A 20,200-nucleotide genomic window follows, 5' to 3' on the forward strand; every position below is an offset into this window, starting at 1 on the left:
TGATAGTCTGTGATGCTACCGTTTCAATCGCACCACATGGTAAAACGGAGGTGCACAATGGACGCAAAACGGAAAGAAAGCATGTCTATCATGAAGAAGATCATGATCGCGATGGTAACAGGAATTCTATTAGGAGTTGTTTGCTTGTGGCTGCGTGAATCACTAACAGCAGGCGGCAATGAAGGAACGTGGAAGCTGATCAATCGAATCTTCTTTCAGGACATCACACAGGAAAAGGGATTTTATTCCCTTGGATTATTCTATATCATACAGCAGTTATTTATGAGAGGTCTGCAGCTGGCAATCGTACCACTTGTTTTATCATCATTAAGCCTTGCATTATGCAGCATGGCAGATCCAAAGAGACTTGGAAAGATCGCAGGAAAGACAATTGGAACATTCGTAGGGTTTTATGTATGCGGTGCAACATTAGCTGGATTGTTTGCATACTTTATCAAATCCATGGGATGGTTCTCTGTGAATCTTCCAGAAACAACAACTTCTAATGTAGCAACACTGGAGGCATATAATCCATTGACAACAGTGATCAATGCGGTGCCATCAAATGTTGTGGAAGTACTTGGTTCAAACAACAGCATTCTGGCAGTTGTAGTAGTAGCTGTGATCTTAGGGCTTTCAATGAATGCTCTGGGAGACAAAGCAGCAACCATTAAGAGTTTATTACAGAATCTCAATGATATCGTACAGGTATATATGGACTTTTTGATCAACAAGGTCAGTCCAATTGCGATCTTCTGTATGTTAGCCAGAACATTTGCAACTTATGGAACAGAATATATCAGACCAACGTTAACATTTATGATCGCAACGATCTTTATCAGCTTAGCATTGGTTGTAACGATTTATCCAATCGGTATCTTCCTCTTAACCGGCTTAAATCCATTTAAGTTTGCAAAGAAGATTTTTAAAGTTGGAATGTTCGCAGCAGCGACTCAGTCATCTGCAGCAACACTTCCTTTAAACAGAAAAACATGCATGGAAGAACTTGGATGCAGCAAGGAAATCAGTAGTTTCGTACTTCCAATGGGAATGACTATTAATATGAACGGAACAACTGCCATGCATATGGTTGCGATCACATTTATCGCAACAGCAGCTGGGATCAATATCACACCAACCCAGCTGATCACAGCAGCATTCCTGTCTATTTGTGTAGCGATGGGAACACCTGCGATTCCGGTAGCTGGAACAACATTGATTTTTGTTATCATGTCAGGATTAGGATTGAGTTCTGATCTGTGTATGGTAGCATACGCATTAGTACTTGCGATCAGTTATCTGCCGGGTATGGCTGTAATTACATTGAACGTTGTTGGTGATGCGGCAACGACAGTGATCGTCAGCTATAAAGAAAATGAATTAGACAAGGATGTCTATAATAGTTAAAACACTCCATATAAAAATAAACTCCATATAATATGTTAAGAAAACTGTACGCCTCATCGGTGTACAGTTTTCTTGTTTGGTAATAATAGTGATAAAACTGGATATTGTATGCATAAATTTGACAAAAACTGGGCAAAATGTTATAATATTAAAATCATTATATAGAATTTCCAGAATATTCTGTATATGGAAGAGGTGAATTTATGACACAATTAGATCTTAACAGAGTACGCCAATCCATCAAGAATCAGATTGGCAGCAAAATCAAGATTAGTGCAAACAGAGGACGACATAAATTTGTAACAGCTAAGGGAGTGATCACACAGACATATCCTAATATCTTTTTGGTAGAGTTAGAGAATGCAGATGGCAATGACCAGAATAAAACTGTAAGTTTCAGCTACCAGGACGTGATCACAAGAGATGTCCGTATGATGTTATTAGAAAACTAATGGGTGATGCATAGAATCCTTCTTGTCTGAATATATTTGTATATACAGACAGGGAGGAATTTTTTTATGGATTTTGATAAGAAAGAATTTTATGGGATCGTGGCGAAAGCGAAGAAACAGATGCAGATCACGATCGATCAGGACTGCAATGTTGCAGATACAAAACCAGATGTAGAAAAGATGATCCAGACCAGAGGAATCGTAAAGATACAGGAAACGGAAATGATGGTTGACCGGGTAAGGATCAAGGGGGAATTTGTATTTCAGGGGCTATATGGTACAAATGATACGTCAGCATACCTTGAATCGCTAGAATATTCACTTCCGTTTGAGGAATATGTACATATAGAAGGAGTGCTCCCATCGGATTATGTAAAAGTAAAATATACGATCGATGACATCAATACGATTTTGATCAATTCAAGGAAAATAAGCATTCGTGTATTATTGACGTTTTCCTTTCAGATCACGGAAGAAATGAAAGAAAAAGGGATCATTGAAATTCATGAAGAAAATGTATCCGTGTTAAAGAAAGATGTACAGATCACAGATCTGATCGTAAATAAAAAGGATATCGCGAGATTAAAAGAAGAATTGGTACTTCCTGCAAATAAGGCGAACATTTATCAGATTTTATGGACACAGGTAGATATGGAAAATCTGCAGGCAAAAATTGGAGAGCACATGATCGAGATTCAGGGTGCAATGCATATATTTGTATTATATCTTGGAGAAGATGCCCAGATGCCGGTACAGTATGCGAGATGGGAGATTCCGGTAGATACGCAGCTGGAATGTTATGAATGTATGCCAGGAATGATCGGACGGATCGGGATGACACTCGGAGGACAGCAGTTGGAGATAAGACCTGATGAGGATGGAGAAGAAAGAATTATTTCTTTGGATGTTACGATCGACTGTGATATTAAAATTTATGAAGATCATAAGATTTCATATATTGATGACGGATATAGTATGGAAGAAACGCTAATTCCAGAATATCATATGTTCGATTTTGAGACACTGGTAGGAAAGAACCAAGCGGTGATGAAAGCAGACAAACGCTTTCGGCTGGAACAAGAGTCAGGAAAGCTGTTGCAAGTGTTATCCGTTAAAGGAAGTGCAACCGTAGACGATGTGGAAATGACAGCACAAGGATTATCTGTAGAAGGTGTGTGGATGGCAGATGTCTTGTATCTGTCCACAGAAGATATGACACCAGTGATGAGCAGTTCTTATATGGAGCCGTTTACATTTTTTGTTGAGACGAAGAATCTGACTGGAAATGAGGACTATCAACTGGATGTGCGGGTAGATCAGATGACAGCGATTCCAACAGAAGGAGAAGAGATAGAGATCAGAGCTTCTGTTTTATTTGATTTTATCGCTTTTCACAGAGTCAGACAGCGGATTATGACGGATATGAAGCAAGGACCGCTAGACTACGACAAAATACGTGAGATCCCAGGGATCGTTGGGTATATCGTCAAAGAAGGAGACACTCTATGGTCTATTGCCAAGGCGTATTTTACAACGGTTGAGAGCATTCGGGAGCAAAATGAGGACATTTCCGATATCAAACCAGGAGATAAGCTTTTAATCGTAAAAGAAATGAAAATATTTTAGCAAATAAGGATTGCATTTTTTTCAGAACAATACTATAATATTCTGTATACAAGGTGTGAGATAGAAACTATTTCACATAAGATAAAGGAGTGCATATGGATCATAGTATTGTTCTAAAATCATATGGAAAAATCAACCTTGGTCTGGATGTTTTAAGAAGACGCGAAGATGGATACCATGAAGTGCGTATGATCATGCAGACGGTTGGACTTTATGATGTGCTTACAATGAAGAAAAGGAAAGATGACAAGATTGAGATGACCTGTAATCTTTCGTTTCTTCCAACCGATGAACGTAATCTCGTTTATAAGGCTGTAAAACTCATAAAGGATAAGTATCATATTAAAGATGGAGTTGAGATCAATCTCAGCAAACGGATTCCGGTAGCAGCAGGTATGGCTGGCGGAAGTTCTAATTGCGCAGCAGCATTAAAAGGAATGAATCAGCTGTTTGATCTAGGATTATCGATCGATGAATTATGTGAGATAGGAGTAACGCTTGGAGCAGATGTTCCATACTGTATCTGGGGTGGTACAGCACTATCAGAAGGAATCGGAGAGAAACTTTCAAGGGTTGATGCGATGCCAGATTGCTATATTCTGATCGCAAAACCAGGGATCAGTGTATCAACAGCATTTGTATATAAGAATCTTGATCTTCCAGCACTTTCGAAGCATCCGGATATCGATGGAATGTTGGAGTGTCTGAAAGAGAAAGATCTTTCAGGAATCTGTGATCGTCTGGAGAATGTACTGGAGACAGTCACGATCAAGGAATATCCGATCATTGAGAAAGTTAAGAAACATCTGATGGATCAGGGAGCAAAGGGAGCTTTAATGAGTGGAAGTGGACCAACGATCTTCGCGATCTTTGAGGATAAGAAAACAGCGGACGATGCAATGGAATCATTACGAAGTATTGAGGACATCAAACAGGCATACGTAGTAAGACCGATACAATAATGTATTTTCACAAATAAGAAAGCAGTATGGAAGATACATTGGAGAAAGCAGGAGGAGAAGAAACTATGAGCGATAAATTAAAGGTAAACATGAATGAATATCTGCCATTGAGAGATGTGGTATTTAATACATTAAGACAGGCGATCATCACAGGAGAATTTGCACCAGGAGAACGTCTGATGGAGATCGCACTTGCGAATCGATTAGGAGTCAGCAGAACACCTGTCCGAGAAGCAATCCGTAAACTGGAACTGGAAGGACTTGTAGTCATGATCCCAAGAAAGGGAGCAGAAGTTGCAAGGATCACAGAAAAAGATTTAAGAGATGTCTTAGAAGTACGTTGTTCCTTAGAAGAATTAGCAGCAGAACTTGCAGCGGAACGTATGGATGAAGAAGGACAGGAGAAGTTAGATCAGGCATTAGTAGAATTCGAATCAGCAATCGAATCTGGAGATAATGCAGCCATCGCAGACAGCGATATGGAATTCCATGACATCATCTTCGATGCAACAGGGAATCCACGACTGATTCAGATCATTGGAAATTTAAGAGAACAGTTCTACCGTTATCGTCTGGAATATGTAAAGGATACAGATTACCATATTGTATTGTTGAATGAGCATAAAGAGCTTGTGAATGCGATCAGAGCAGGTAAGAAAGAAGAAGCACGCAAGATCATGAAGAAACATATTACAAATCAGGAAATGACAGTGATCCGTAATATTAAGGAAGAATATTAAATTTTAATTTTTGTAGTTGGCCAACTGTAGATTTTGAGTATATGATAAAAAATAAATAAACGATCGGAAGAGCAGCTAGAGAATTTTGCTCTTCCGATCGTTTATTTATTTTTTATGTAGTGGTAGATAGATTTTTATACTTTTGACACTTACATCATATAATAAACTACAAGGAACAAAAAAGGGGAAAATATGAATATAAGAACCGCAACAATCAAAGATCTAGAAGCAGTAACATCTGTAGAGGCAGAATGCTTTCCACCAGCAGAAGCAGCAACAAGAGCAGAATTAGCAGAACGATTAAAATACTATGCTGATCATTTCTGGCTGATGTTTGATGGAGATAAATTAATTGCGTTTGTAGATGGATTTGTAACAGATGAAGAAGATCTGACAGATGAGATGTATGCAAAAGCTCAGTTGCACAATGAAAGTGGAGCGTGGCAGATGATCTTTGGGGTGAATACGATACCTGCATACAGAAAACATGGGTATGCAGGAGAGTTGATCAAATGTGCGATCGAAGATGCAAGAAAGCAGGAAAGAAAAGGATTAGTGCTTACTTGTAAGGATCATTTGGTGCATTATTATGCGAAATTTGGATTTGAGAATGAGGGAGTATCTGAGTCTGAGCATGGAGGAGTGAAGTGGAATCAGATGAGGCTTAAATTTTGATCATAATGCTGCAAGATTTGGGATGTTGACACAAACAGTAAAGAACAGTAAAATAGTATAAAAACAGTAAAGAACAGTAAAAGAGATAAGAGGTGATAAGAAATGCAAAATCCTTTTACACTTACATTTGGAAAAAGTCCGTTAGAACCAGTGGAACGTCCAGTACAGACGAAAGAGATCATTGATACATTTACAGCAGAACAGATCAATCAGCAGATGTTTATTATTACAGGAGTGCGTGGGTCAGGAAAGACTGTAATGATGACTGAGATTTCACAGAAATTGAGAGAAAATGATCAATGGATCGTAATAGAATTGAATCCAGCAACAGATTTATTGAAAGGACTTTTATCAAAGTTAAATAGCAACAAGGTATGTGCTGGAATCATTAAATCTGCCAAAATTGATCTGTCATTTTTCGGTTTTGGAGTAGCAATTGAAGGAATGTCACCAATTACAGATGAAGAGACAGCGATCATAGCAATTCTGGAAAAGATGAAAAAGAATGGGAAGAGGCTCTTGATCACAATTGATGAAGTTACGAATAATGAATTTATGCAGGTTTTTGCTGGATCTTTTCAGATTTTTGTAAGGCAGGATCTACCAGTATTTTTATTAGCAACGGGTTTATATGAGAACATCGATGAGTTACAGAATGAAAAGAATCTTACATTCTTATATAGAGCACCAAAGATACAATTAAAACCGTTAAATAATCGGGCAATCATGAATAAATATAAAACAATTTTTAAAATTGAATCAGAACAAGCTGCGAAGATGGCAGAACTTACAAAAGGTTATCCATTTGCATTTCAGGTTCTTGGATATTTAACATGGAATCATGAGGGTGATTACGAAGCAGTCATTGATGAATATGAACAGTATTTGAGTGAATTTGTTTATGATAAGATTTGGTCAGAATTATCACAGAAAGATAGGATAGTAGCAAGAGGAATTGCAGAGTTTGATGGTGGGAAGATCAAAGATATCCGGGAACGTTTAGGAATGGAGACGAATGAATTTAATCCATATCGAAAACGTTTGATAAAAAAGGGAATCTTGTCAGGTGAAATGAGAGGATATGTATACTTTACATTACCATTATTTGATGAGTATGTGATTGATAATTCATAGAAATTAATTCAAGGTCAGATCTACGAAGTAGTTGATAAATACAAAAATTATTAACCAATATCATATAACATACACACTGTGTAGTGATTTGAATAGTGTTTTGTTGTATGAGTCAGAAAGAAGATAAGAAGAACTATTTCTAAGAAAAAAGGATGACAACATGAGCACTTTTTGAATGCGTTTTTTACAAATTCGCAGCGCCCTGTGGTTGAATGTCTGACCGTAGCTGCGGACATTTTGGTTCGCAGCGAGGGAGACAATATGTAATGACCCCCAAGTTTGTAGGATCGTGGATTTACCTGTATACTATGAATTGGAAACTAACAATGGTAACAGGGATTACCGCATACAAATTGGAGGTCATTATATGAATTATAACACAGTTTACGTAGGAATGGACGTTCATAAGGAAAGTTTTACTCTTTGTTCTTGCAAATATGAAGATGAAAAGGCATCTCATTACCAGAGAACACCAGCCAGTTACAAGAATGTATTAAGATATCTTGCATTTCTTCGCACTATATATGGAGAGGATACAAGATTTGTGTGTGGCTACGAAGCAGGATGCCTTGGGTATTCTTTGTATCATCAATTGGAAAATTTTAATGTGGAATGTGTGATCCTTGCACCAACTACAATGCTCGAACAACGAAGCAAAAGACGGATCAAAACAGACAAAAGAGATGCGGAGATCATTGCCAGATCCTTGGCACAGCACAATTACAGTCCGGTACATATTCCAACGGAAACAGATAATCAGACAAAAGAATTCATCCGTATGCGTGATGATCATAAAGCGGAATTGAAAAAGATCAAACAACAGATCCTTTCTTTCTGTTTACGTCAGGGTTATCAGTATGATGGAAGTGGTAACTGGACAGCAAAACATGTGAAATGGCTGAGATCATTAAAACCAGCAGGGCTTTACAAAGAGATCCTGGATGAATATCTGCTGACTTATACAATTCTGACAGATAAACTGAACCGTCTGGATCAGAGGATTGAAGAACTAGCATCCAAAGAAGAGTATAAAGAATCTGTCAGTAAGTTAACCTGTTTTCTAGGAATCAAGACACATACTGCGTTATCTGTAATTGTTGAAGTTGGAGACTTTCAGCGTTTTGTATCTGCACGAAAGTTTGCAGGGTATCTTGGATTGGTACCTGGACAGCATTCCAGTGGCGATGACAGAAACGGACTTGGCATTACAAAAGCAGGGAACACCCATGTACGCAGACTGTTGGTAGAATCCGCACAAAGTTATACCCGTGGAAAGATCGGATATAAATCAAGAGTCTTAAGATCACGACAGGCGGGAAATTCACCGCAGGTAATCAATTATGCAGACAGGGCAAATGAGCGTCTGAGACGGCGCTATTATAAGATGGTTCTGAAAGATGGCAAGAAATATAATATTGCAAAAACAGCAATTGCGAGAGAGCTTGCTTGTTTCATATGGGGAATGATGACAGATAATATTTACTAATATAAATATAACACATCGATCACCATATCAAGACCAAGCCGCCAAAGGCGGTACTGTGTAGTCTTGACATACTGATCGATGTGCTATAAATGATAATCAAGATGATGTAAGCCGGTCTCTGCCGCATACATCATCCAGCCTGTAATTAAAGTTGCAACTGAAGGCATCCCGAAAGAGTTTCGAACATGTTTAGGTTTGAACTATCTACGAGGAAACTCTGTTGGCACAGTAATATCTGTGATCCACGTGAGGGAGACAGCTAGAGTTCGCGGCGGACCATTGACCTGTTGGTAACCAATCCACGTATATCAGAGTGGCCAATGCCGGGAACTGATACATCGGAACTCTTTCTGGATATCTTCAGAAACAATAAAATAAAAATTTGTTGTGATTTCTGTTAATTTACTATTGACAAAGGTCATTACATATCAGTTTCGAACATGTTTAGGTTTGAACTATCTACGAGGAAACTCTGTTGGCACAGTAATATCTGTGATCCACGTGAGGGAGACAGCTAGAGTTCGCGGCGGACCATTGACCTGTTGGTAACCAATCCACGTATATCAGAGTGGCCAATGCCGGGAACTGATACATCGGAACTCTTTCTGGATATCTTCAGAAACAATAAAATAAAAATTTGTTGTGATTTCTGTTAATTTACTATTGACAAAGGTCATTACATATCAGTTTTCAAAGGAACAGGCGCGGATAGGCGATTTGTAAAAAACGCTTTCAAAAATGCGGAGTGTCATCCTTTTTTCTTAGAAATAGTTCTTCTTATCTTCTTTCTGACTCATACAGGACCAACACTACCTACAGGATTTACTGATTGATCCCCGGCAATATCGTCTTCACATACCGTGAAGCAAACTTCGGACAATTCGCCCTAATATAACTATTATTCACCTGTGCTGGGCTAAGAAAATCAGAATATACTCCATAAACCCCAAGTTTCATAAACTCTTTCGCAAAATAAGCATTATTCACGGAATGTGTATATGAATAAATTCCTTGTTTTGCAAGCAGTTCCATACGATAATCATTGATATCATTCTTAGGAGAAGTGATCGCTTCAATACCATTTTGTTTACAGAACTTTACGACTTTATAAAATGCTGCATCGGGCTGTTTGTAAGTGGTGTATACAAAATGCTTGAATGGATGCACGCTTTTTACAGCCCAGTACATTCTCTGATTGTAGACCTGAACGATCACACGGTCTAAGAGGTCTTCTTTACCGACTTTTTTAGCTGTCTGTACAAGAACATTAAATTCCTTTTTTGCATCTGCAGGCTCTGTGCTTTTTGAGTCTGTCATCAGATAGAAATCAGGATATTTTTCCATGAGATTCAATACATCAAGGAAAGAAGTTGGTGTATATTTCCCATAGATCTTAGTATTTTTGAATTTACGGTAACTGACTGGGTCGCCTTTTTTACTGGTTGGATCAGAAAGTTTCCGACCCCATTGGTGCTTACCAATCGCAACGTTGTCCTTAGTAAGAAGGATGTCCATTTCAAAGACACGATAACCCTTCTGATAAGCAGGGTAAAAGCCATCGATGGAATTCAAATAATCTTTGCCATCAAGCCCGCCCATTGCATGGGCAATGCTGTGGTAAGTATACCAAGGTTTCAGTGTTGTTTTTTCTTTTTGTGCCTTTTTACGAGCAGTGTTAACATCTTTTTCACGCTGGACCTCAGATTGTTTTGCCAGTTGCTTTTGATGCTTTTTATGATATACCGAATAAGCACTAAAAGCTCCGCCAGCAACAATAACAGCAAGGCAAAGTGTTAAGATATGTGGAAGAAATCGTTTTAATCGATATTTCCAGACTACATATCGGATTTCCTTTGTTTTTATTTTTGAAAGTCTCATTGCTAAACTCCTAGCTTAATAAAAATGTAACATTTGAAATAAATAATTAATATCTATCCATTATAGCATAAACCTGTGTCGAAAAAAAGAACGAAATCCCATACAAAGTAAGCTGCCAATTAAGATTAGTAAGATGATCATAACGGCGCAGTGAAGGAAAAATGCATCTGGAAGGATCATGATCACAGGGTCAGTAGCTTCATCAAAAATCCAATAATCATTTCGAAACATGACCTCATGAAACAAAGTAAAAGCGGCATCCCAGTTGAACGCACATAAAATACCAACGATTACGGGTAATAAAACAGTTATAATAGAAGCTGATCTCAAAAAATCAATATTTCGTGACCTTATTTTTCTCTTTATGAGGAAACAAGATAAGATCAGTGTGATCACGCAAAGATATTCGATACCAACAAAGATTCGTTTTACTTCTTCAAAATGAATCTTGCCCTCTCTTGACATAGGCAAGGTCAGTTTTAATTTGCCAGAATAAAAGAACTGATTATAATCAATCAAAGCATCATAATTTTCACGAATCACTTTTTTGGAAAAACCGGAAGTTTCTTCTATTTTCAAAGAGGAAATATCATGATAATATAAAGGTCGGAAGTTTAATGTTATCGTTACGGATGCACTGATGATAAATAGTGCAAGACATAAGGATATCAGGATATTTTTCATAGATGTTCTCATCCTTTCTGTAAATTGTAAATGATCATATCTGCTAATGATAACAATCTTAACATAAAGAAATAAAAGAATTCAATGAATTTAAGAGTATAACAGGAAGGACAGACTATGAGGAAAGAACTTCACTGTCCACAGATCATAAAGGACGGTAAAACCATAGGATATGGCGGCAATCAGGAATGGTTTCCAGGAGATTTTCAGCGCCTGGCAGGATGTGGAAGTGTGACAGGCAGCAATATTGCAGCTATTTATGCACTCAGTCGGGAAGATTTTAAAGATTTATATCCGATAAAAGATAGTCAGAAAGCAGCAGACTATGAACAATATTTAAATTTGATGCAGACGATGTATCGCTATATGAAACCTGGATTTATGGGATATCCACTGATTGGGAGATTTGCGAAAGATTTCAAAAGATATGCAAAAGATCATGGAATCACATTAAGTTCAGAACAGCTATTTTTACCCAAAAGTAGAGAACAGGCATTGGATTTTATCTTGCCAGCATTAAAGGAAGACCATCCAGTTGCATTTCTGATCTTAAGACATCCGGCGCATGAATTAAGAGAAGATAACTGGCACTGGGTGACGATCACAGGATTTGATGAGGAAGAAGAGAAATTGATCTGGTCGAATTGTGGAGAGTGCGAAGAAATCGACTGGAATATGCTATTTGATACAGATAAGAAATATTATGTAGGAATCGTAAAATTTAAGGAGGAAGAATGATGTATGATGTGATCTTTAAAAATGGAAATGTCGTTGATGTGAAAAATGAACAGATCCTTCAGGCAGATATTGCAGTGAAAGATGGAAAAATCGCAGGAATTGGTCATTTTTCAGGGGAGAATGTAATAGATTGTACAGGAAAATATATCACACCTGGATTCATTGATGCACATGTACATATTGAATCTAGTATGGCGACACCAATGGAATTTTCCAAAGCAGTTATGCCGCATGGTACAACGACGGTTATCGCAGATCCTCATGAACTTGTCAATGTCAAAGGAAATGAAGCGATGGAATACATTCTGGATGCAGCAGGCGATGCCCCACTTGGAATCTATGTCATGATGCCTTCATCCATTCCAGCGACACCATTTGAGACAAATGGGGCAGATTTTACGGCGGAAGATATGAAGCAGTGGAAGGACCATCCGCTTGTCTTAGGACTTGGAGAAGTGATGTGTTATCCAGCGGTTCTAAGCAAAGAAGAGCAGATCATGAAGAAATTAGAGCTGTGTAAAGGAATGGTCATTGACGGACATGCACCAGGACTTAGCGGAGAAGACTTAAAGGCATATGTGGAAGCAGGAGTTATGACAGATCATGAATGTACATCTTTTGAAGAAGCCAAAGAAAAATGTCTTGCAGGCATGAAAATCTTAGTTCGTGAAGGAAGTGCAGCAAGGAATGTAGAAAATATAGTTCCGGGACTTGTCAAAGAACCAGAATTTATTGCACATTTTATGTTCTGTACCGATGATAAACATCTTGATACTATTGAAAATGAAGGACATATTAGTTACAATATAAAGAAGAGTATCCAGCTTGGAATGAATCCAATATCAGCGGTAAAGATGGCAACATATAATGCTGCAAAGACATATGGTTTAAATGATATCGGAGTATTAGAAGAGGGAAAAGATGCGGATATCGTGATCCTTGATTCTTTGGAGAGTGTCGAAGTACATTCTGTATACAAACAAGGAAGAATTGTGAACACAGAATTCTTTACAAAAGAAGCAAAACCAGTGAATGAATCAATGCTTCACACCGTTGTATTAAAGAATATCTCCAAAGATAAGATTCAGGTAAAAGCAGAAGGAAAGATCCCTGTGATCGGGATGATCCCAGGGCAGATCGTCACGAAGTTTTTACAGGAAGAGGTTCCATCAAAGGAGGGGTTATTTACTCCAGATAGTGAATATTCTAAATTATGTGTATTTGAACGTCACCGCGGAACAGGCAATGCAGCTGCGGCACCGATCAAGGGATATGGGATAACCAACGGTGCGATCGCAACATCTGTAGCACATGATTCACATAACATCATTGCGGCAGGAGATAATGACGAAGATATCATCAAAGCTGTACAGACGATAGAGGAGATTCAGGGAGGATACGCACTGGTATCTGAAGGCAGAGTTTTAGGTACTTTACCGCTGACGGTTGCGGGGCTTTTAAGCCAGAAATCGGCGAAAGACATCCAGAAAGGTATCGATGAGCTGTTACAGAAGGCATGGAAACTAGGAATATCCAGAGATATTGATCCATTTATCACATTATCATTTATGGCACTTCCAGTGATTCCATCATTAAGACTGACAGACCTTGGACTTGTGGATGTAGATACATTTCAATTATTAAAATCATAAGGAAAGAAGAAGGGTACAATGGCAAGACGAAGAAAAAGAAGACGCATCAACAAAGGAAGAGTTGCAGCACTATTGATCATTATCCTGGTGATCGCAGCAGGAATATTTTTTGTAACGACAAGATTTGGAAGAACAAGTTATGCATCAGTGAACAAATCCATGGGAGAATACATGGTAAAGGCAAATGATGATCTGCTCGGTAAAGGAACAGACAAAGAATTGAAGAAATCACTCTACGTTCCAAGAAAGATCGATAAGACAAAGAAACTGATCGCATTTACATTTGATGATGGTCCATTAAAAGGAAATACAGAAAGAGTATTAGCAGCATTAGAGAAGAACGATGCAAGAGCAACATTTTTCATGTTAGGACAGAATGCAAATTATTATCCAGAGACAGTCAAGAAAGTCTTAGAGTCAGGTAATGAAGTATCAAGCCACACATGGAATCATACATACCTTCCAAAGTTAAGTGCTGCACAGGTAAGAGAACAGGAAGACAAGACAGCGAATGCAATCTACAAAGCATGTGGAAGTAAACCAGTCAGCGTAAGACCTCCATATGGAGCGATCAATGAGAATGTTAAAAAAGGAATTGATACACCACTGATCCTTTGGAGTGTTGACACCTTAGACTGGAAGACAAAGAACACAGATGCGACTGTTAAAACAATCTTAAAACATGCAAAAGACGGAGATATCGTGTTAATGCATGATATTCATAAGCCAACTGTTGCAGCAGTAGAGAAAGTATTACCGATCCTTAAGAAGAAAGGATATGAAGTTTGTACAGTATCCGAGCTGTTAGAAGCTAAGGGTGTGAAAGCAGGCAAAGGTGATAAAGTCTTCAGTGCAACTGATATTATTAGAAAATAATGAGATTTAGAATTTGAAATTTTAAACAAATTGGAAAGGATTATCATGTTTTGTGAAGATCCTTTCCTTTTTTTGTTTGCAGGAGATTCCATAAAACAGGATTCTTTTTACCAAAAAGACAAAATCAAGAACAAACCAGATGCTAAAAGGAGCTATTTTGCTGTTTTGTTCTTGAATCAAAAGTTAGTGTATACTAACATATAACCGTAAATTATAAAAGAAAGGAAGAGAGAAGGAGTTTTTCATGAATGAGAAACGAGAAGTAATCCTGCCATCAGATTTTTCAGGAGAGAAAGGAAAGATCGTCTGTTATCGGATCAGCTCATATCTGGAGCTTTTGTATATTGATATCAGATCAAGAAGAATCCCAGAAGTCCAGATTCAGGCCTACGAAGGGGAAGCGGTCATGACAGTGAATTTCAGTTTCCTTGGCAAGTGTGAGGTTCTTTTGAAAAATGGTGGCGGTACTTATGTGGATACCGGGGAATATTCAATCGACTATGGGACTGCTTCAAGAGAAGCGGATGAATTTTACTATCCAAGAGCACAGTATCATGGAATGGAGTTGATCTTGTATCCATGTCCAGAACTTGACAAAGAACTGTCATTAAATGGCAGGAATACCAAAATGAGCGTTGAATTAAAAGAACGGTTTCTGGGAAGAGAGACACCATTTATTTCAAAAGCAGATGCAAGAATTGAACAGGCAGTGAGAGTGATTCAAGATGACATTGAAGCAGATGCAGATATGAATCTTCTTGCGGTGGATGTCAGCCGGTGGCTTCAGGTTCTTTGCAGCAAAAGGGATGCAGTGGAGACAAACAGGGTGTACTACTCAGGTTCACAGATTCAGATTGCGAGAAAGACCATGGATATTCTGACAGAAGATTTAAGCAAACGATATTCTGCAGCGACACTTGCGAAACATTTTGGAATCAGTGAGACAAGTCTTAAGAATTATTTCCAGGGAGTATATGGAAGAGGATACAGCGAATTATTGAATGAGATCCGAATGAAAAAGGCAGCAGAATTGATTCTGAAAAATTCAATGAAAATATCAGAGATCAGTGATGCAGTAGGATTTGCGACACAATCAAGATTTGCAAAAGCATTTAAGAATTATTACGGGGCTGCACCGCTTGAATATAAGCGCAAGCACAATTTAAATAAGGACAGCAGACAGATGGAATTGTCCGACAATAAATAATTTACGGAGGTGAATATAATGGAAGAAAAGAAAGAAAAAGAAGAAAGCCTGACAAAGCAGTTATACCATTTCGCAGGCAGTTACAAATATTTAAGCATTCTCTCAACCATTCTTGCAGCGATCAGTGCATTTGTTGCGTTAGTTCCATTTTATTATATCTGGAAAGTGATGCAGGAAGTGTTAAGAGTCAGATTTGATTTCTCAAAGGCAGCAGGAATCAGCACTTATGGATGGCGTGCGGTAGGATTTGCGATTCTTGGAATGATCATCTATATGGCGGGCCTCATGTGCTCTCATATCGCAGCATTCCATGTACAGGCACAGATGAGAACAGCAATGATGAACCACATCATGACATTACCATTAGGATATATTGAAAGCGAAGGAACTGGTAAGATTCGAAAGATCGTCACAGATTCCAGTGCAGCAACAGAAACATATCTGGCACATACCCTTCCAGATAAAGCAGTTTCCAAGGCAACACCGATCGGACTTATCATCTTAATGGCAGTCTTTGACTGGAGGTTAGGAATCATGTGTCTGATTCCGGCAGCGATTGGATTCGTATTCATGAGTTCCATGAGTGGAAAAGATCTGGCAGAAAGTATGAAACAGTATCAGAATTCCTTGGAAGTCATGTCAGCAGAAGCGGTTGAATATATTCGTGGAGTTCCCGTTGTCAAAACATTTGGACAGACGGTATTTTCATTTAAGAGATTCAAAGAAGCAATTGATGAATATGAAAAATGGACACTGGGATTTACGAAAAAAATGAGAAAACCAATGGTTGGATTTACAACAGCGGTCAATTCCATTTTTGTATTTATCATCATTGCAGCCTATGTATTTGGCGGACATGAGATCACAGCAGCATTTGGGTTAAACTTATTATTCTATATCATCATCACACCAATTTTAACAACAACATTGATGAAACTTGCATACGCAGGCGAAGCCCAGATGCAGGTCGTTGATGGATTAAAACGTATGGGTGATGTGATGAACAGACAGTCATTAAAAGAGACAACCAACGGACAGATTCCAAAAGACAGTTCCGTATCTCTTCGGGATGTAACATTTGCATACGAAGGGGCAAAGAAAAATGCAGTCGATCATATTTCCATTGAGATCAAAGCGGGAGAACATGTCGCATTTGTTGGACCTTCTGGCGGCGGTAAAACAACCTTAGCATCCATGATCGCAAGATTCTGGGATGTCAAAGAAGGAAGCGTAAAGATCGGCGGCGTTGATGTGAGAGATATCACAAGCAGTGAACTTATGAATCAGATTTCTTATGTATTTCAGGACAGCAAATTATTAAAGATGTCCATCCTTGAAAATGTCAGACTTGGAAAACCAGATGCAACCGACGAGGAAGTTATGCAGGCATTAAAAGATGCGCAGTGTATGGATATCATCGACAAATTTAAAGACGGCGTCCATACAATGATCGGAGCCAAAGGAATTCATGTATCCGGTGGTGAAGCACAGAGACTTTCAATTGCCAGAGCATTTCTTAAAAATGCTCCAGTTCTGATCCTTGATGAAGCAACTGCATTTGCAGATCCAGATAACGAACAGAAAGTACAGAAAGCGTTTGAAAACTTATCAAAAGACAAGACCGTCATCATGATCGCCCACCGATTATCAACCGTTACAAATGCAGACCGTATCTATGTTTTGAAAGACGGAGCGATCGCAGAAGAAGGAAGCCACGGCGAATTATTAAAGAGTCACGGCATTTACGCCCATATGTGGGAAGAATATAACAAATCAGTGAACTGGAAAGTAGGGGGTGTATTATAATTATGAGAGAAAGATTAAAACATAAATATGCCCTTTCTGAACAGGGTGTCAATGATATGATTAAAGCGGTCATCATCGTAACAATTGCAAACTTAGCATTTATGGTTCCAGTCGGACTTCTATATCTGCTGGCATCTGATATTTTAAATGGTGGAATTCCAAGTTCAAAATTGCCAATGTATATCGGAGGAATGGTTATTTCAATATTGTTGATTATTATTACAACATACTTCCAGTACAACGCAACATTCCTCGCAACTTATGTGGAAAGTGGAGTCAGAAGACGTACACTGGCAGAGAAATTAAGAAAGATTCCATTATCATTTTTCGGTAAAAAGGACCTTGCAGACCTTACAAGTACGATCATGGGAGACTGTGCATGGCTGGAAACAGCAAGTTCTCACTTTTTCCCACAGTTATTCGGTTCCATGTGTTCCACAACGATCGTAACGATCTGTTTATTCTTTTTCAATGTAAAAATGACATTGGCAGCTGTATGGGTATTACCAGTTGCATTTTTTGTTGTATTCGGTGCAAGACCAATTTCACACCGATTAAATGAAAATGCAATGAAATACAAACTGGAATGCCAGGATGGAATTCAGGAAGGGCTGGAAACCGTTAGAGATTTAAAATCATACAACGCAACAAATACCTATATGGAAGGCTTAAACAAAAAGATTCAGGCCGTTGAAAAACACGCCGTAGTATCCGAAGCGATCAACGCAATGTTCGTATGCCTGTCACAGCTGATCTTAAAAGTAGGAATCGGAACGACAACCTTAGTCGGAGGAATCTTATTTGCAAAAGGAGAAATCGATGCATTAACATTCTTCATGTATCTGCTGGTCGTATCAAGGATGTACGATCCATTCCAGGTAGCATTAGAGAATTTATCCGCGATCATCTCTACAGACACACAGTGCAAACGAATGGATGAAATCTTAAGCCACGAAGAACAGGATGGAAATAAAACACTAAGCAATCAGGGATATGACATCAACTTTGATCACGTAGGATTTTCTTACGATGGAAATGAACAGATCTTAAAAGACGTAAGCTTCACCGCAAAACAAGGCGAAGTAACCGCACTGATCGGACCATCCGGAAGTGGAAAAACAACCGTATCAAGATTAGCTGCAAGATTCTGGGATATCAACAAAGGAACGATCACGGTCGGAGGCATGGATATCTCTAAGATCGATCCAGAAACATTATTATCACTATATTCCATTGTATTTCAGGATGTAACACTATTTAACAACACGATTATGGAAAACATCCGAATCGGAAGAAAAGATGCAACAGACGAAGAAGTTATGGCAGCAGCAAAATTAGCAAACTGTGAAGACTTTATCGAGAAAATGCCACAGAAATGGGATACCATGATCGGAGAAAACGGCTCAGAACTATCCGGCGGAGAACGCCAGAGAATCTCGATAGCACGAGCATTCTTAAAAGATGCACCAATCATCCTGATGGACGAAGCGACGGCATCTTTGGATGTAGATAATGAATCATTGATACAGGAAGCATTATCAAAATTAATCAAGGATAAGACTGTATTAATTATTGCACATCGAATGAGAACTGTGGATGGCGCTGATAAGATTGTTGTGTTGAAAGACGGGGTTGTTGCTGAAAACGGAACGCCGGATGAATTGAAAGCTTGTGATGGGATTTATCGACATATGGTGGAATTGCAGGTGGAGGCGGCTAATTGGAAGATGTAAATTGTAGTTTGAAATGGTAGTCGTGGGGAGTGTATATGAGAAAAACAAAATAATAAAGGATCCAGACCAGGAAATTTATGCATGTCATTTTGACAGGTCGCTTATCCGCAAGCTTTCCTTGTCTCGCTTCGCTCAGGCAGCACACCAAGCTTGCTGCGAACCTGTCAAAATAACGGCAAAATTTCAATGGTTCTGGATCCTTTATATTATTATTTTGTTTTTCTCATATACACGGACGGCTATTCAAACCACCACGGTGTGTATGTTATACGTTATTGGCTATTAATTTTTGTATTTATGAACGGAGATTTATAATTTTTTTCATAATGCTCTGTAGGCTTTAAAGTAAATTCAACATCTGATAAATGTCATCTTCTGTTTTATTCGGATTTCCTTGTACTAATTGATAAATGGGCTTAATTACGGTTTCGTCTTCGATTAAATCATCAGCTATCTTTTCTAGAGAATCTCCCCTTGCTATTTTCTTTTGTACCTGTGTGATTAATTTTAGTATTTCTCCCTCTTTTTTTCCTTCCTTACGTCCAATCCTTTTTGCACTTTGTATCTGACTGACTCTATCGCTTTCTGCCATTTCTTCTCGTAAATATAGGTATCTTTCCATTTCATCCTGACTGATTTTTATCATCTCTTCCAGCGCCCTTTCCATGTATTTATTACCTTTTGATTCCTGCTCTAGTTCTTCCCATGTTTGTGCAGCTATCAGTTTTGCCCATTGATATAATGGCTTTCTTTTTTGTTTCTCTTTTGCATACTTTAATTTCTTTAATTCTAACATATGAAATTGAAATTTTCTACTATATATCTCCTTCGTTTTCTCATCCATGAGACAGAATTTATGGTAATAATTTGGGCTTATCATCTGGTTGAAATTTAAGATACCTACATGGATACAAGGTGGGAGTTCTCTGTAGGGATGACCTTTTTGAAAACCATCGGTAACTTTATTCTTTAGCTTTTCTGCCATAGGTTATCCTCCTGTGTGCATAAATTCTTCAATTCTGAACTGAAATTCTTAATTGTAGAACTGCAATATTATATATGACTGTAGTTACAGTGTTTGAATTTTAAGAATTGCTTGTTTGATTTGTTTTTTTGTTGAAATGTACTATGTTTTTATAAATCG

The 20,200-nt window shown here is 38.3% G+C and carries 17 protein-coding genes; 14 read left to right on the forward strand and 3 right to left on the reverse strand.

Features of this window, described 5'->3' with window-relative positions; all coding sequences use genetic code 11:
* Nucleotides 1–57: 57 nt before the first annotated feature.
* The 8 genes from QUE18_RS01120 to QUE18_RS01155 all read left to right on the forward strand — a co-directional run bounded on the left by QUE18_RS01120 (nucleotide 58) and on the right by QUE18_RS01155 (nucleotide 8,482).
* The gene (locus QUE18_RS01120; RefSeq protein ID WP_008392425.1) at nucleotides 58–1,407 is read left to right on the forward strand and encodes a dicarboxylate/amino acid:cation symporter; all 1,350 of its coding nucleotides are present in this window, start codon (nucleotides 58–60) and stop codon (nucleotides 1,405–1,407) included.
* A 203-nt stretch (nucleotides 1,408–1,610) separates the two neighbouring features.
* A complete protein-coding gene (locus tag QUE18_RS01125; RefSeq protein WP_008392426.1) occupies nucleotides 1,611–1,859 on the forward strand; it encodes a Veg family protein in 249 nt (82 codons plus the stop codon).
* Nucleotides 1,860–1,925: 66 nt separating this feature from the next.
* On the forward strand, nucleotides 1,926–3,485 hold the full coding sequence (locus tag QUE18_RS01130) for a DUF3794 and LysM peptidoglycan-binding domain-containing protein (protein WP_009204331.1): 1,560 nt from the start codon (nucleotides 1,926–1,928) through the stop codon (nucleotides 3,483–3,485).
* A 95-nt stretch (nucleotides 3,486–3,580) separates the two neighbouring features.
* Nucleotides 3,581–4,447, forward strand: coding sequence for a 4-(cytidine 5'-diphospho)-2-C-methyl-D-erythritol kinase (gene ispE, locus QUE18_RS01135; RefSeq protein WP_009204330.1), 867 nt, complete (start codon nucleotides 3,581–3,583; stop codon nucleotides 4,445–4,447).
* Nucleotides 4,448–4,512: 65 nt separating this feature from the next.
* On the forward strand, nucleotides 4,513–5,187 hold the full coding sequence (locus tag QUE18_RS01140; RefSeq protein WP_022092030.1) for a GntR family transcriptional regulator: 675 nt from the start codon (nucleotides 4,513–4,515) through the stop codon (nucleotides 5,185–5,187).
* Nucleotides 5,188–5,379: 192 nt separating this feature from the next.
* Entirely contained in the window at nucleotides 5,380–5,862 is a 483-nt protein-coding gene (locus tag QUE18_RS01145) for a GNAT family N-acetyltransferase (protein WP_009204329.1), read from the forward strand.
* Nucleotides 5,863–5,964: 102 nt separating this feature from the next.
* Nucleotides 5,965–6,996 (forward strand): P-loop NTPase family protein, encoded by a 1,032-nt coding sequence (locus QUE18_RS01150; RefSeq protein ID WP_009204328.1) that lies wholly within the window; start codon nucleotides 5,965–5,967, stop codon nucleotides 6,994–6,996.
* 367 nt (nucleotides 6,997–7,363) lie between these two features.
* The gene (locus QUE18_RS01155; protein WP_022091477.1) at nucleotides 7,364–8,482 is read left to right on the forward strand and encodes an IS110 family RNA-guided transposase; all 1,119 of its coding nucleotides are present in this window, start codon (nucleotides 7,364–7,366) and stop codon (nucleotides 8,480–8,482) included.
* A gap of 822 nt (nucleotides 8,483–9,304) precedes the next feature.
* Here the strand turns inward: QUE18_RS01155 and QUE18_RS01160 are convergent.
* Complete coding sequence (locus QUE18_RS01160; RefSeq protein WP_009203976.1) at nucleotides 9,305–10,360, reverse strand: phosphatidylinositol-specific phospholipase C/glycerophosphodiester phosphodiesterase family protein; 1,056 nt, start codon at nucleotides 10,358–10,360, stop codon at nucleotides 9,305–9,307.
* A gap of 60 nt (nucleotides 10,361–10,420) precedes the next feature.
* A complete protein-coding gene (locus QUE18_RS01165) occupies nucleotides 10,421–11,044 on the reverse strand; it encodes a TIGR01906 family membrane protein (RefSeq protein WP_009203977.1) in 624 nt (207 codons plus the stop codon).
* A gap of 117 nt (nucleotides 11,045–11,161) precedes the next feature.
* Here QUE18_RS01165 and QUE18_RS01170 point away from each other — a divergent pair, with 117 nt between their 5' ends.
* From QUE18_RS01170 to QUE18_RS01195, 6 genes are all read left to right on the forward strand, one after another.
* The gene (locus QUE18_RS01170; protein WP_009203978.1) at nucleotides 11,162–11,782 is read left to right on the forward strand and encodes a hypothetical protein; all 621 of its coding nucleotides are present in this window, start codon (nucleotides 11,162–11,164) and stop codon (nucleotides 11,780–11,782) included.
* Nucleotides 11,779–13,434, forward strand: a complete 1,656-nt coding sequence (ade, locus tag QUE18_RS01175; RefSeq protein WP_009203979.1) for an adenine deaminase — start codon at nucleotides 11,779–11,781, stop codon at nucleotides 13,432–13,434. The genes QUE18_RS01170 and ade overlap by 4 nt, the downstream gene beginning before the upstream one ends.
* An 18-nt stretch (nucleotides 13,435–13,452) precedes the next feature.
* Entirely contained in the window at nucleotides 13,453–14,310 is an 858-nt protein-coding gene (locus tag QUE18_RS01180; protein WP_009203980.1) for a polysaccharide deacetylase family protein, read from the forward strand.
* A 244-nt stretch (nucleotides 14,311–14,554) separates the two neighbouring features.
* The gene (locus QUE18_RS01185) at nucleotides 14,555–15,517 is read left to right on the forward strand and encodes a helix-turn-helix domain-containing protein (RefSeq protein WP_008392439.1); all 963 of its coding nucleotides are present in this window, start codon (nucleotides 14,555–14,557) and stop codon (nucleotides 15,515–15,517) included.
* An 18-nt stretch (nucleotides 15,518–15,535) separates the two neighbouring features.
* On the forward strand, nucleotides 15,536–17,323 hold the full coding sequence (locus QUE18_RS01190) for an ABC transporter ATP-binding protein (protein WP_009203982.1): 1,788 nt from the start codon (nucleotides 15,536–15,538) through the stop codon (nucleotides 17,321–17,323).
* Between the two features lie 2 nt (nucleotides 17,324–17,325).
* On the forward strand, nucleotides 17,326–19,056 hold the full coding sequence (locus tag QUE18_RS01195) for an ABC transporter ATP-binding protein (RefSeq protein WP_009203983.1): 1,731 nt from the start codon (nucleotides 17,326–17,328) through the stop codon (nucleotides 19,054–19,056).
* A 340-nt stretch (nucleotides 19,057–19,396) separates the two neighbouring features.
* Here the strand turns inward: QUE18_RS01195 and QUE18_RS01200 are convergent, their stop codons facing one another.
* A complete protein-coding gene (locus tag QUE18_RS01200) occupies nucleotides 19,397–20,041 on the reverse strand; it encodes an Rpn family recombination-promoting nuclease/putative transposase (protein ID WP_009203984.1) in 645 nt (214 codons plus the stop codon).
* Between the last annotated feature and the right edge of the window lie 159 nt (nucleotides 20,042–20,200).

This window comes from Anaerostipes hadrus ATCC 29173 = JCM 17467 (assembly GCF_030296915.1).
GTDB lineage: Bacteria > Bacillota > Clostridia > Lachnospirales > Lachnospiraceae > Anaerostipes > Anaerostipes hadrus.

Bases quoted from the DNA above. Each gene is read 5' to 3' on its own strand.
- QUE18_RS01125 (WP_008392426.1), top strand. From the start codon at position 1,611: ATGACACAATTAGATCTTAACAGAGTACGCCAATCCATCAAGAATCAG.
- QUE18_RS01120 (WP_008392425.1), top strand. From the start codon at position 58: ATGGACGCAAAACGGAAAGAAAGCATGTCTATCATGAAGAAGATCATG.
- ade (WP_009203979.1), top strand. From the start codon at position 11,779: ATGATGTATGATGTGATCTTTAAAAATGGAAATGTCGTTGATGTGAAA.
- QUE18_RS01170 (WP_009203978.1), top strand. From the start codon at position 11,162: ATGAGGAAAGAACTTCACTGTCCACAGATCATAAAGGACGGTAAAACC.
- QUE18_RS01190 (WP_009203982.1), top strand. From the start codon at position 15,536: ATGGAAGAAAAGAAAGAAAAAGAAGAAAGCCTGACAAAGCAGTTATAC.
- ispE (WP_009204330.1), top strand. From the start codon at position 3,581: ATGGATCATAGTATTGTTCTAAAATCATATGGAAAAATCAACCTTGGT.
- QUE18_RS01185 (WP_008392439.1), top strand. From the start codon at position 14,555: ATGAATGAGAAACGAGAAGTAATCCTGCCATCAGATTTTTCAGGAGAG.
- QUE18_RS01180 (WP_009203980.1), top strand. From the start codon at position 13,453: ATGGCAAGACGAAGAAAAAGAAGACGCATCAACAAAGGAAGAGTTGCA.
- QUE18_RS01155 (WP_022091477.1), top strand. From the start codon at position 7,364: ATGAATTATAACACAGTTTACGTAGGAATGGACGTTCATAAGGAAAGT.
- QUE18_RS01150 (WP_009204328.1), top strand. From the start codon at position 5,965: ATGCAAAATCCTTTTACACTTACATTTGGAAAAAGTCCGTTAGAACCA.
- QUE18_RS01165 (WP_009203977.1), bottom strand. From the start codon at position 11,044: ATGAAAAATATCCTGATATCCTTATGTCTTGCACTATTTATCATCAGT.
- QUE18_RS01160 (WP_009203976.1), bottom strand. From the start codon at position 10,360: ATGAGACTTTCAAAAATAAAAACAAAGGAAATCCGATATGTAGTCTGG.
- QUE18_RS01145 (WP_009204329.1), top strand. From the start codon at position 5,380: ATGAATATAAGAACCGCAACAATCAAAGATCTAGAAGCAGTAACATCT.
- QUE18_RS01200 (WP_009203984.1), bottom strand. From the start codon at position 20,041: ATGGCAGAAAAGCTAAAGAATAAAGTTACCGATGGTTTTCAAAAAGGT.
- QUE18_RS01195 (WP_009203983.1), top strand. From the start codon at position 17,326: ATGAGAGAAAGATTAAAACATAAATATGCCCTTTCTGAACAGGGTGTC.
- QUE18_RS01130 (WP_009204331.1), top strand. From the start codon at position 1,926: ATGGATTTTGATAAGAAAGAATTTTATGGGATCGTGGCGAAAGCGAAG.
- QUE18_RS01140 (WP_022092030.1), top strand. From the start codon at position 4,513: ATGAGCGATAAATTAAAGGTAAACATGAATGAATATCTGCCATTGAGA.